Raw genomic sequence first — 13,231 nt, 5'->3', positions numbered from 1 at the left:
GTTTCGGCTCGAAGGATGGGCTGGTCAGCGGTCGATGATGGGCCGGACCGACAGGGGATCTTCGCCGACCGCCTCCTCCAGGTGCTCGGTACTGTCCAGGTAGGCCGCGCGTTTGCGCTGTTGCTGCTGTTGCTGTTGCCCGCCGGGGGCGCCGCCGCCCATGCCGCCACCCATCGGGTAACCGCCGTAGGGCATCGCGGCCGATGGAGCCATGCCGGCCCGCGCGGTCACCGCTTCAGTGGAGTTGCCTGGCGCCGCAGCACGGGGGAACAGTTTGTCCTCCAACGGATTTGCGGGTTTACCTGCCCCGGCCGCGCTACCACCCGCCGAGCCACCACCCACACCGGCCGGCTTGATGTCGAAGCCGAACGGGCCGGAGGCACCAGTCGGTCCTGACGCATCCCAAGGACCCGAGGCGAACGGCAGCGAGGGGCCGGACATCATTCCTGATGCCAGCTGCTGCAAGGCCTTCGTCAGCGCAGACAGCGGTCCGGTTGCGCCGACGACCGGACCGGTGGCCCCACCGGGAACCATCTCTTTCGCCGACGATGGTGGGCGGGAAGATGATTCGGTTCCGCCGCCGGAACCCGGCGGCTTGCTGCCGGATCCAGGTGGTTTGCTGCCCGCGCTGCCCGCACCACCGCCGGTGCCTTTGCCTTCGCCGCCACCCCCGGTGCCGCCACCGGATTTACCGCTGCCGGTTCCGCCGCCGCTGTTACCGCCGCCGTCTTTGCCGCCACCGGTTCCGCCGCCACCTTTACCGCCACCGCTGCCACCACCATTGTTGCCGGTGGGGTCCTTGTAGTTGTAGCTGCCTGGCAAGTCACCACTGGCACCGAGCATCTTGTTCGGGTCGGTGAACGTGGGTATATACCCGGCGAGCTGGGTGATACCCCCGCGATACCCCTTCTGCGCACTCGACGCATCACCCTTGTCCCAGAACGTCCGCGCCCTGGTCAGCACATCATTGACATCGGTAAAATCCTGAACCGAAGAAACCGAGCCGGCAATATACTTGTAATGCTCGTACAGCGGCTGATGCGATTTTATGAAAAAATTGAAATTTGCCGTATTACCGATAACATTGGACATGGATTCCATACCGCGCTGCAAGGTATCGGTGGACTGCAGATACTTGTCCAGGAAAGCCACCGCGCGATCGGCGCCGGCACCCTCCCAATACTGGTTCTTGAAGACATAATCCACCTCGTCGGTGAACTTCTGCACCGACCGCCGCCAGACCGTGGCCAGCGCCTTCCATTCACCGGCCATCCAGAACGTATTGCCACCGTTCCGCTCGATCATCTCGGCGATGGCGGCAAAATCGAGCAACGACAGGCTGTCGCCACTTTCGATCGCACCCTCGATCCTGCCCTTCGCATTACTATCGAAACTCACTCCCGACCCCGCTGTCGTCGGCAACCCCGGCCCCGATTTCCAGTCGGCCGACGGCGTCGCATGGAACTTCGCGATCTCCGGCCAATGGTTCGTCCCCTGCGCCGGCGGATGAAACATACTCGCATTATCGTCATCGGTCTTACTGAACGACTTGTGCGCCGCACCGAAAGTATTCGCCATCACCGTGACGATCGCCTGATGATTCTTCAAGATATCGACCAGCTCGACCGTCCGCTTGTCATCGAACTTGTCGAACAACATCTTCATACTGTACAAAGTCGTCACACGAGACTCGGCCAATGCGGCATTCGAATGCGCCCCGGCAGCCTTGTTATCATAAACCCACGAAAACTTCGGGAAACTATCCTCACGAAGCAAGAAGTCGATCAACCCCTTGATATCGGCCGCGAACGCCTCACACGCCGACACGATCTTCCGCAACGCCCCCGCATCCACCTTCAGCAACTTCAACTTGCCGCCCTGCGCACCCTTCAACAAACCAGACCACTCGGTCTGATCGAGACCAGGCCCACCCGACGTCATCCCACTCCTACCCGCTCAGCCGCTGCTGCCGGACACCTAACCACGCGCACCCAGGTACGTCAGTCCGCCCGCAACCCGAACCACCAATCGGACACCTACGGTTAACCCTCGGGAGCTCACCGCCCATACCGTCTCGATTCCGGGGAAGGGAAACAGACATGACCCCCGCAGACCTGATCGCCACCCTCGGCGCACGCGCACTGCAGACCCGCTGGTTGGTGCGCGCGCCGATCCGGCTCTACCGCGCCGGACTGGGGTTCGTTCTCGGTACCCGCGTCCTCATGCTGGAGCATGTCGGGCGCAAGTCCGGGGAGAAGCGGTACGTCGTACTCGAGGTTGTCGACCGGCCGGGGTCCGGCGAATACATCGTCGTCTCCGGATTCGGTACGAAAGCGCAGTGGTACCGCAACATTCGGGCGCAGCCCCAGGTGCGTATCTCTACCGGCCGACTGCGCGACGCACCGGCGATCGCTTCGCCGATGAACGAGGATGACGCGGCCGATGCGCTGGAGCACTACATCCGCCACCATCCGGCCGCGTGGCAGAGGCTGCGAAGCAGTATCGAGCGGGCGACCGGGAAGCCGGTCGGCACGTTGCCGATGGTGCGGTTGCGTCTCGCCGGCTGAGGCGCTCCGGGTTTTGCCTCGGATCTTGCGGGTAGTAGCCGTGACGGAAGGAGGGATGCCGACGAGACAGCCAGTTTTTGGGAAAAGTCCAGGTGGCGGGGGTATCCAGACCCTGCCGGACGATCGTGGAAACGGGGTGAGCACGATGGCGGAAACCCACGTCGACGACGATTTGTGGGACGAGTTCCATCGCGTCGTGAATATGTCTTCCCGCGAGTTGCGGGATTGGTTGCGTACCGCGAGCGCGGGCCCGGACGCCGAGGCGTTGCCGGACCACTCGGGGCCGCAGCTCGGCCAGCGGGTGCTGGCCATTTTGGGTAAACGGCGCACCGATCTGGTGGCCGAGGATGCCGAGGCGATGCGCAGAGTGGTGCGCGAGGTGACCGATGCCCGCCGAGCCGACTTGGAACCGGTTGCCGGCCAGGCGCATTGGCGGCACCGGCTGATGTCGCTCGGCCACGATCCACTGAAGGGACCGTGACCATGCAGCATGCGAAACTTCGCGAGATCGTCGAACGGGACGGCCCGTTCGCCTCGCTGTACCTCGATGCCTCGCACAACACCGAGGACGCCGCGCAGCAGCGCGACTTACGTTGGCGCGCTATCGAAGAGCAGCTGACCACGGACGGAGCGGACAAAGCGACCATCCGTCTGCTGGCGGACGCGGCACTCGCGACCCCGCCGGTACCGGGCCGATACGGCCGCGTGCTCATCGCCGACCGTACGGCGCTGCTCGCCGACGAAGTGCTCCCGGAGCTGCCGCCGCGCGATATCGTGCGCGTCGCCCGCCTGCCCTATGTGCTGCCGCTGCTCGAGCGAGCGGCCCGGCAGGTCGCCCATGTGGTCGCGGTGGTCGACCGTCGCGGCTCCGATATCTACGCCGTCGACTCCGCGGCGCGGTGGTCGGGGAAACCGTGCAGGGCGAGGGTCATCCGCTGCACAAGATCCGCCACGGCGGCGGCTGGGCGGCGTGGTCGATTCAGCATCGGGTCGACGAGAAGATCCGCCGCAATATCGACGAGGTGGCGCACGAAGTCGGCAGACTCGCCGAGCAGGTGCATGCCCGCGTCATCGTGATCGGCGGTGAGGTGAGCTCTCGTGCGGCGCTCGCCGACGCGCTGCCCGAGCACGGTGCCGAGGTGGTAGCCGTCGAGGCGGGCGCCAGGGCAGCCGGGGCGGATCAGGGCGAATTCGACGAGCAGGTGCACAAGGTCGTCACCGAGGCGGCCGAGCGCGAACAGCGCCGTGTGCTGGAGCAATACGCCACCGAGCGCGGCAGGCCCGACGGTTTGGCGGTAGCCGGGTTGGCCGAAACGACCGCCGCGTTGGGCGAAGCGAACGTGGACCGGCTGTTGATCAACGGGATCGCGCTGGCTGATCGTCTGGTGCAGACCGAGCCTGCGCCGATCCATCCAGTCGACGAAACGCGCGTCGCGGCAGGCGACACCCTGACCGCAAGCATCTGCCGTGCCGACGAAGCACTACCGGTGGCCGCGTTGACCTGCGGGGCCACGATCACTCCGGTCGATGAAGCGAGCGCACCACCGGAAGGGGTGGGCGCGCTGCTTCGGCACCGGTAATCCGACGAATCGAGGAGACAGCGATGGAACGGGGAAACAGCAAGCACTGCCCCAAGCTGGACGACGAACTCGCCCACGAACTCGAGGGCACCATACGCGGCAACCGATCCAGCCGAGCCGAGGAATGGCGCGACCCGGAGCCACCCGCCGACGACGACGAGATCACGGGTGACCGCCCGGTCCGCGAACGAAACTCTTAGCGGGCAGCTTCGAAACATCCCGCTCAGTACGTCCACCTCCAGGCGACCGACCAGCACCGATCCACGGCCGGTCGCCCGGACAGGCGGGGGCTGATCGCGGACCGGGTGGGTGGTGAATTGACCGCACGCTGGAGCTACTCGGTGGGGGCTCCGATCGGGGTAGGTAGGAATCCGGATGCCATGAAGGCGCCGATATAGGTGTCGAGCACGCTCGCGTCGATCGGCAGGCAGGTGATCGCGCTGCCCGCGAGTGCCCGTCTGGTGTTGGCGCAGTCCACCACGAGGTCGGCCGTGCCGCCCGCGTAGTTGCCGCCGAGCAGTGCGGCACGCACCAGCGAGTCGTCACCTGTCAGGTAGCGGGCGTTGGCCTGCTCGGCTAGTCGCAGTTGTACGGCGTCGAGAGATGCTGTCTCGATGGGTATTCCGTGACGACGCAGACACTCGAAGATGTCTCGGATCGCGAGCGGTACCTCGTTCACCAGGTGGTAGGCGGTGTCGGGTGCGGTGCCGAGGGAGATCTCGACGATGGCCCGCGCCACATAGGTCACCGGGGCGAGCGAGATCGTCGCCGCTCCCACGTCGGGAGCCATGCCGAGGATCGCCGCCGCTCGGATCATGTTCCAGAACGAGTCGTCGGCACTGTTCACGCCGACCTGCAAGTCACCGGAGACGAGGCCAGGCCGATAGATCTTGATCGGCACACCACGCTCCCCCGCCTGCAGGATCAGTTGCTCCGCCGCCCATTTGCTCGCGGTGTAACCCTGTGCGGGCAGTTCGGCGGCATCGATTCGAGTGTCCTCGGCGACCGCGGCGTCGGCGTGGACCGTCGACATCACCGTGTTGATCGTGGAGACGAAATGCACGGGCTTGACCCGGTGAGTTGTCGCCAGTCGCAACACCTCTCGGGTTCCTTCGACATTGGCGGCTCGCAGCCGGGCGTACGGCTCGAGGTGATTGACCTGAGCGCCATTGTGATAGATGACGTCGATCCGTTCGGCGAGCCAGGCGTGACAGGTGCCGGACAGCCCCAGCGACGGTGCCGCGAGATCGCCCGGCACCGGCACGATCCGGGACTCCGGGACGTCGCCCCACAGCCGATACCGCTGCAACGCCTGGTAGATCCGGTCTCGTCCCGCAGCGACGGTGTCCGCCCGAACCAAGCACCACACGACGGCGTCGGTGCGGTCGAGTAGTTCCCGTAGCAGGTACGCCCCCACGAAACCGGTCGCTCCGGTCAGCAGTACGTCACGTGCGCGCCCCTGGTGGATCGGCGCGATGCCGACCCCCGAAATATCCGGTCCGAGTACGGCATCGGCGGCAATCATTGCCGGACTGTGCACCGGTGCATCCTCACCGGCTATGCGTGCGGCCAAGCTGCGCACGGTGGAGGCACTGAACAGCGCCGACACCGGCAGCTCGACACCGAGCCGGGCCGACAGCGCGTGTTGCAGGGTCAAGGTGAGCAGCGAGGTGCCACCGCGGGCGAAGAAGTCGTCGTCCGCACCGACCTGCTCGACACCGAGCACCTCCGCGAACACCGCCGCGACGAGCTCTTCGATCGGCGTCGACGGCCTCCGGAACGCTACCGCGTCGAACCGTGGCTCGGGCAACGTCTTTCGGTCCAACTTTCCGGCGGGAGTCAGCGGAAGACGGTCGAGTTCCATGATCACCGCCGGGACCATATGCCGTGGCAAGCTGCGCTCGGCGTATGCGGTGAGCCGATCCGCATCGAACTCCGCGCCCGGTATCGCACGCACATACGCCACCAGAACCGTTTCGCCGGTGGGAGTTTCGTGGCCGACCGTGACCGCGAAGTCGATGCTGTGGTGGCCGCCCAGCACCGCGTCGATCTCACCGAGTTCGATGCGGAAGCCACGGATCTTCACCTGGAAGTCCGAACGCCCGACGTACTTCAACTCCCGAGGAGCGAGGGAGGCCTCGCCCTGCTGTTCCGGCACGCACCAGCGCACCAGGTCTCCCGTGCGGAACATGCGCGCACCCGGCTCGCCCCAGGGATTCGCGACGAATCGTTCCGCCGTGAGCCCGGCCCGCGCGCGATAGCCACGGGCCAATGTCCCACCGGCCAAATACAATTCACCGGTGACACCGGGCGGCACCGGATGCAACCGCCGATCCAGCACCAACGCGGACACGCCCTGCCCCGGCCCGCCGATGGTGATGTCTCGACCCGCGGTCTGGGCGCCGAAGGTCGCGGCGATGGTGACCTCCGTCGGCCCGTAGGCGTTGATATACCTGCGGCCCGGCTGCCACTTCGCCACCAGTTCCGGCGCGGTGACATCACCGCCGACCAACAGGGTCCCGGTCGCCACACCGGTGGGATCGACCGTGCTCAATACGGCCGGGGTGACGCTGCAATGCGTCACCCGTTCGTCGCGGAGCACCGCAGCGAACTCGGGTCCGCCGATCACCGCAGGCGGCAGGATGACCAGGGTCGCGCCGACCGACAACGCACACATCCACTCCAATGCCGCCGGGTCGAAGCTGGGCGAAATCGAGTGCAGCAGGCGATGTTGCGGCTCGAGTTCCAGGACACCGACCGTGTGCTCGATCAGCCCGGCCAGCCCGGCATGGGTGACCAGCACGCCCTTCGGCACACCCGTCGAACCGGAGGTATAGATCAGGTACGCCGGATTGTGCGGGCGCAGTGGGACTGTCCGGTCGGCATCGGTGATCGGTCGCGCGGACCGCCGTGCGCACCCGGCCTCGATAGCCGGATGGTCGAGCATAAGCCACGTCAGCTCCTCGGGCAGGCGATCGACGTATTCGGTGGCGGTCAGCCCGATCACCGCCGACGCATCGGTCACCATGTGCCGCACGCGATCCGCCGGATACGCCGGATCGATCGGGAGATACGCGGCACCAGTCCGGGCGACCGCCAGCACTGCGGCCAGCATTTCGTAAGAACGTGGGAAGGCGAGCGCGACAACACGTTCCGGGCCGACACCGAGATTGATCAGGAATCGCGCCAGCCGGGCCGATGAATCATCCAGTTCGCCGTACGTGATCGATCGGCCCCCGTCCCGCACCGCGATCCGGTCGCGGCCCCACCGCACACCACGCAGCAGCAGATCCGGCATCAGAGCACCCGTCATCGCCTGGGCGGGCTGGACCCGGGTCAGTGCGGCGTACTCGTCGTCGGCGAGCAGCGGGAGGTCGCCCACCGGTACCCGCGGCCGCGAGACGATCGCGGACAGCAACCGCGTGAACCGACCCGCCATCACCCAGATGGTGGCTTCGTCGAACAGCTCTCGCGCGAAGGAGAATTGCGCGGCCATGCCGGCGGCGGTCTCCCCGACGGCCAGCGACAGATCGAACTTCTCGATGCCGGGGTCGAAATCGACTGCGGCGACGCGCAATCCAGGCAGCTCGAAGGTGGATTCCGGCAGATTCTGGAAGGCGAACCCGACCTGGAACAACGGATTGCGGGCGGTGGATCTGGCCGGGTTCAACGTCTCCACCAGCCGTTCGAACGGGATATCCGCGTGCTCGAACGCCCGCAAATCATCGTCGCGGACCTGCTCGAGCAACGCGGTGAAATCGTCCTGCGCACGGACCCGGGTGCGCAGCACCAGTGTGTTGACGAACATACCGACCACCGCATCGAGTTCGGCCTCGCCACGGCCCGCGACCACCGTGCCGACCGCGATGTCGTCGGTGCCCGACCAGCGGGCCAGGAATAGCGCGAACGCGGTGTGCAGCACCATGAACACCGTCGCGCTCTGCGCACGGGCGAGCTCGGCCACTCCGCGCTGCACCTCGGGGTCGATCGAGAACAGCACCTGCCCGCCGGCGAACGATCGCGTGGCCGGGCGCGGCCGGTTGAAGGGCAGGGCGAGCTCATCGGGCAGGCCGGCCAGCGTGGCGCGCCAATACTCGGCCTGTTGCGAGATCAGGCTGCCCGGGTCCGACTCGGCACCGAGCGTGGCACGCTGCCAGAGACTGAAATCGGCGTACTGCACCGGCAGTGGCGCCCAATCCGGCTCCGCACCAGCACATCTGGCCGCGTACGCCACCATCACGTCACGAGTCAACGGCGCCATCGACCATCCGTCGCTGCAAATGTGGTGGGCGACGAGCACTAGGACATGCTCGGATGTGTTGATCCGCAACAGGCCGGCGCGCAACGGAATCTCGGTCGCGACATCGAACCCGGCGGAAGCCACCTCGATGATCCGCGACAGCACAGCGGCGGCCTCGACGGGTTCCGGTGTGAGATCGAGGACGGCCTGCTCGGCGGGCAGGATCGACTGGTAGGCCACACCATCGTGCTGTGGATATACCGTGCGCAGTATCTCGTGCCGCGCTATCACATCGTCGATGGCACGGCGCAGCGCCGGGACCGCCAGGTCGCCGGTCAGCCGCACCGCGACCGGGATGTTGTAGACCGCCGAACTGCGATCGAATTGGTTCAGGAACCACATGCGCTGCTGTGCCATCGACAGCGGAATCCGTTCCGGCCGAGGCGCTGTCACCAGTGCCCGGCGGCCGCCCGCATTAAGAAGCCGACCCAGCTCGGCAGCCAGCGCGGCCACCGTCGGCGCGGTGAACAGCAGCCGCGCGGGCACCCGTGCGTCCAGTGCCGCGCCGAGCCGGGCCGCGACCTGCGTGGCCAGCAGCGAGTTGCCGCCGAGGGCGAAGAAGTTGTCGTCCAAGCCGGTTCGGTCGACGCCGAGCACCGTCGCGAACACGTCGGCGACCGTTTGCTCGAGCGGATGTTCCGGCGCACGGAATACCGCGGTCTCGACCACCGGTGCGGGTAGCGCTGCCCGATCCAACTTGCCATGTGCGGTCAGCAGTAATGCATCGACGGCGACGAACGCCGACGGAACCAGGTAATCGGGCAGCACCCTGGCCAGCTCGCTGCGCAGCGTCGCCACCTCCCGCTGTCCGACCACATACGCGACGATGCGCTGATCGCCCGGAGAATCGGTCCGGACGACAACCGCGACTTGGTGCACCGCCGCCAACGCGAGCAGGGCGGCCTCGATCTCGCCGAGTTCGATGCGGAACCCGCGGACCTTCACTTGATCATCGGCCCGACCCAGATACACCAGGTCGCCGTCGGCATTCCACGTGGCGAGGTCACCGGAGCGGTACAGCCGGGATCCCCCGGGTGTGAAGGGATTCGCGACGAACCGTCCCGCCGTCATACCCGGGTGCCCGAGATAACCCCGCGCCAATTGCATACCCGCGAGGTAGATTTCGCCAGACACTCCGGTCGGGACAGGGTTCAAGCGGTCGTCCAACACCCAGACCTGCAAACCCGGTAGGGCAGAACCAATTACGCTGCGGCTGGTCGCCGACACCTGATGGCTGGTCGCGTGCACGGTTGTTTCGGTGATGCCGTACATGTTCACCAGCTGCGTCGCGGCGTGCCGCGCGCGCCAGTCGTCGAGCCGGTGGAACTCGAGTGCCTCTCCCCCGAAAACGATGTACCGCAATGCCAATGGAACGACCTCGGCGTTCGCCGATGCGTCGCGGTCCGCCTCGGCCAACTGGTAGAACGCCGAAGGCGTCTGATTGAGCACGGTCACCCGCTCGGTGCGCAGCAACTCGATGAATTCCGCTGGCGACCGCGATGTTTCGTAGTCCACGACGAGCAACGTGCCGCCGTGCAGCAGTGCGCCCCACAGCTCCCACACCGAGAAGTCGAACGCGTACGAATGGAACATCGTCCACACGTCACGATGGTCGAAGCCGAACTGCGATCGGGTGTTCGCGAACAGCGCCACCACATTGCGGTGCGGGATCTGCACGCCCTTGGGACGGCCCGTCGAACCGGAGGTGTAGATCACGTACGCAAGGTTTTCCGGGCGGAGGGCGGCCGTCCGGTCCGCATCACCGATCGGCGCGGCGTCCATGCCGAAGTCGCTGCCGCCCAGCTCGATCGAGGGTGTCGCGGTGGGCAGGGTGATCCCCGGCCCCGTCACCACACACATCGGCTCGGCGTCGGCCAGCAGGTAGGCGATGCGATCGGCCGGGTACGCCGGGTCGACGGGCAGGTAAGCACCGCCGGCCTTGACCGTCGCGAGCAACGCGACCACCAGGTCCAGCGATCGGGTCATGGCCACCGCAACCAGCTTCTCCGGACCGACACCCAGCGCAATCAGCTTGCGCGCCAGCCTGTTTGCTCGCGCTTCCAGTTCCCGGTACGTCAGTGTCTCGGTGCCGAACTTGACCGCGATCGCGTCCGGGTGGGCGGCCACCACGTCATCGAACAGCTGCGGGAGCGTCTGCGCCGGCCGTGGCGCGAAGGCGCGGGGAAACACCGTGGTGAAGAACTCGGTGAGCGATTCCGGACATCGTTGCGGCCGGGCGCCGATCGCGACCACCGCTGCCTGCGTGATGGGCACGGCATCGAAGACACCAGTCGAGCCTGCGGTCACACAGGCGATGTCGTCGTCTTGAATAGGGCGCACGCGGTCTTGGTGTGTCACCGGATCGCCGGGCAGCTGGGCGAGTTCGCTTCGCGTGCCGGGGTCGTCGACCATCAGCCAGTCGATCGAGCCGTGCTGATTCGTCTTCGAGCCGAGGTCGAGCCATGGTGTGCCTGCGGTCAAGCCGAGCACCGGCCTGGTATCGGAGAGCAGGTACTCGGCCTGTTGCGTGGAGGCGCGCGCGTCGATCACGACGAAGCCCGCGCCGGTCTTCGCCACCGCCCACATCGCCGACACCGCGCCGAGCGGCGAGGCGACCGCGACCGCCACCAGGTCTCCGGGACCGATGCCGCGACTGATCAATAACCGCGCCAACCGCGACGAGACATCGTCGAGTTCGCGATAGCGCAGCGCCGACCCCCGAAAAGTTATGGCAATACCATCGGGGTCGGACTCCACCGCCACCGCCAACAGCCGAGGCAGGGTCGCCGCCTTGGGCCGCCGCGTATGCACTGGGCGCGTGCGTACTGGTTCCCGCACTGGCCCGGACGCGTTATCCCTCACACCTATCTCTCCTACACATTGCCTGACTCGGCAGATTGCCACTGTTCACCGCCGACTATTGGTCACGTGACCAGTTAGTGGCGTATAGATGTTTCGGGACCGGAGACGTCGCCGTCGCTCCCAGCCGTCGGATTCCTATCATGATCCCGACCGGTAAACGTTACATCGAGCGTCCACGATGGAAATAGCCGCCTAATAGCTCTTTCCAGAAAATCGTACCGTAAATGGTCGACATTTCGCACTCGAAGACGCCTGAACGCCACTCGGCTTCAGCGCGTCACCAGACTTCGGCCGAACAGACGATTCATCGCCGCCACCAGTTCGAGCCTGTGCGTAGGCAGCACACCACGACTCCGCCGAGACCCGACGCCGGGCGGGCCGACGTGCACGACCGTGTTCAGTTATAGTTAACATTGCGAAGCCGAGTAGATAATAGCCCCATTGCTTACGTATTGCCTGACATTTGCTATCAACTACTATACAGGCGAACCAGGTGATCTACCGCATATATATCATTTGAGTATTATTAGAAAACTATGATGATTTAATTACGTTTGCGCGGAGCAATGATCGCCACATTCTGCTAAAAGCACCTTCGCGACTCTCCAGCCGCAACGGAACACCGGCAACCCCACGCAATGAAAGCCGCTTCGGCCCACTTGGCTTGTGCCCGTAGGGATTCAACAGTCACCCCGGCCGCACTGCAGGCCTGAGTACCGTGCGCGGCCGGTTGTGCGCCCGCTTACAGTAGGAGCAGCGCAGCCCGACTACGTCCGACAGAGCGGCAGCGATGTGTAACAGTTTTGCCGCTACGGAAGACGCAGTGGGTGGGGATTGGGGCAGTCCGCGCGCCGGTCGAAGCTACAAGCCATAGGGAGTACTAGATAGATGCACGTTCGATGAAGCTTTCCGCACTACGCCACACCGCTGCTCTGCGGACCACCGTCGTCGCCCTCGCCACCATGCTGTCCGCGGGCCTGCTCGGCGCCACCGCCTCGGCCGAACCGCAGAAGCCGTCGGCCGTCACCTCCATCACCAAGGAGGGGCGCACCTGGCACCTGAAGGTGTACTCGGCGGCGATGAACACCGAGATCCCGGTCGACGTGCAGCGTCCGGCCGACGAGGGCAAGTCGGCACCGAACCTCTACATGCTCAACGGCCTCGACGGCGGCATCGGCACCGCCAGCTGGCAGGCGCAGACCGACGCGCTGCAGTGGCTGGCCGACAAGCAGGTCAACGTCGTGTCGCCGATCGGCGGTCGCGGCAGCTACTACACCGACTGGCAGAAGCCCGACCCGGCGCTCGGCGTGAACAAGTGGAAGACCTTCTTCACCGAGGAACTGCCCCCGCTGCTGGACCAGACGCTGCAATCCACCGGCCTCAATGCGCTCGCCGGATTGTCGACCTCCGGCACCTCGGTGCTGCAGCTGGCCGAGGCCAAGCCCGGCCTGTGGAAGTCCGTCGCCGCATACAGCGGCTGCGCGCAGATCGCCGATCCGGCCGGTCAGCAGTTCGTGAAACTGGCCACCGAGACGTGGGCGGGCGGCAACACCGAGAACATGTACGGTCCGTCCAACGACCCGCAGTGGGCGGCGAACGACCCGGTGATCAACGCGGAGAAGTTGCGCGGCACCCTGCTCTACGTCTCCAGCGGCAGCGGTATCCCGATGCTGGACGACGTCAACTACTACCTCGGTAGCGCGCCCGGCCCGACGGGCGTGGCAAACCTCGGTCTCGGTGTGATCATCGAGGCGGCCGTCAACGGCTGCACCGCCAATCTGAAGAACAAGCTCGACTCGCTGAACATCCCGGCGACCTACCAGTTCAACCCGGTCGGCACGCACTACTGGCCGTACTGGGAAGAGGCGCTGCACAAGTCCTGGCCGCTGCTGGCGCAGGGTATGGGCCTGACTGCCTGATCG

At 65.8% G+C, this 13,231-nt stretch carries 7 protein-coding genes; 5 read left to right on the top strand and 2 right to left on the bottom strand.

What is annotated here, in order from left to right; genetic code table 11:
- Positions 1-24: 24 nt before the first annotated feature.
- Positions 25-1,941 (bottom strand): hypothetical protein, encoded by a 1,917-nt coding sequence (locus tag DBO33_RS09000; protein ID WP_159080168.1) that lies wholly within the window; start codon positions 1,939-1,941, stop codon positions 25-27.
- 158 nt (positions 1,942-2,099) lie between these two features.
- Here DBO33_RS09000 and DBO33_RS08995 point away from each other — a divergent pair, with 158 nt between their 5' ends.
- From DBO33_RS08995 to DBO33_RS43510, 4 genes are all read left to right on the top strand, one after another.
- Positions 2,100-2,567, top strand: a complete 468-nt coding sequence (locus DBO33_RS08995; RefSeq protein ID WP_107654621.1) for a nitroreductase family deazaflavin-dependent oxidoreductase — start codon at positions 2,100-2,102, stop codon at positions 2,565-2,567.
- A gap of 145 nt (positions 2,568-2,712) precedes the next feature.
- Positions 2,713-3,048 carry a DUF3140 domain-containing protein gene (locus DBO33_RS08990; RefSeq protein WP_107654620.1) on the top strand — a complete coding sequence of 112 codons (336 nt, stop codon included), beginning with the start codon at positions 2,713-2,715 and terminating at the stop codon, positions 3,046-3,048.
- 418 nt (positions 3,049-3,466) lie between these two features.
- On the top strand, positions 3,467-4,147 hold the full coding sequence (locus DBO33_RS08980; RefSeq protein ID WP_107654618.1) for a baeRF2 domain-containing protein: 681 nt from the start codon (positions 3,467-3,469) through the stop codon (positions 4,145-4,147).
- A 23-nt stretch (positions 4,148-4,170) separates the two neighbouring features.
- Positions 4,171-4,347 (top strand): hypothetical protein, encoded by a 177-nt coding sequence (locus DBO33_RS43510; RefSeq protein WP_199856560.1) that lies wholly within the window; start codon positions 4,171-4,173, stop codon positions 4,345-4,347.
- 134 nt (positions 4,348-4,481) lie between these two features.
- Here DBO33_RS43510 and DBO33_RS08975 read toward each other — a convergent pair whose 3' ends face one another.
- Positions 4,482-11,258 (bottom strand): non-ribosomal peptide synthetase, encoded by a 6,777-nt coding sequence (locus DBO33_RS08975; RefSeq protein WP_159080166.1) that lies wholly within the window; start codon positions 11,256-11,258, stop codon positions 4,482-4,484.
- 950 nt (positions 11,259-12,208) lie between these two features.
- On the opposite strand from DBO33_RS08975, the gene DBO33_RS08970 reads away from it, so the two are divergent.
- The gene (locus DBO33_RS08970) at positions 12,209-13,228 is read left to right on the top strand and encodes an alpha/beta hydrolase (RefSeq protein ID WP_107654616.1); all 1,020 of its coding nucleotides are present in this window, start codon (positions 12,209-12,211) and stop codon (positions 13,226-13,228) included.
- Positions 13,229-13,231: the final 3 nt, after the last annotated feature.

This window comes from Nocardia suismassiliense (genome assembly GCF_900269665.1).
Taxonomy (GTDB): Bacteria; Actinomycetota; Actinomycetes; order Mycobacteriales; family Mycobacteriaceae; genus Nocardia; species Nocardia suismassiliense.
Note: the sequence above shows the minus strand (reverse complement) of the source record. Positions and strands in the feature narration are given on the sequence as shown.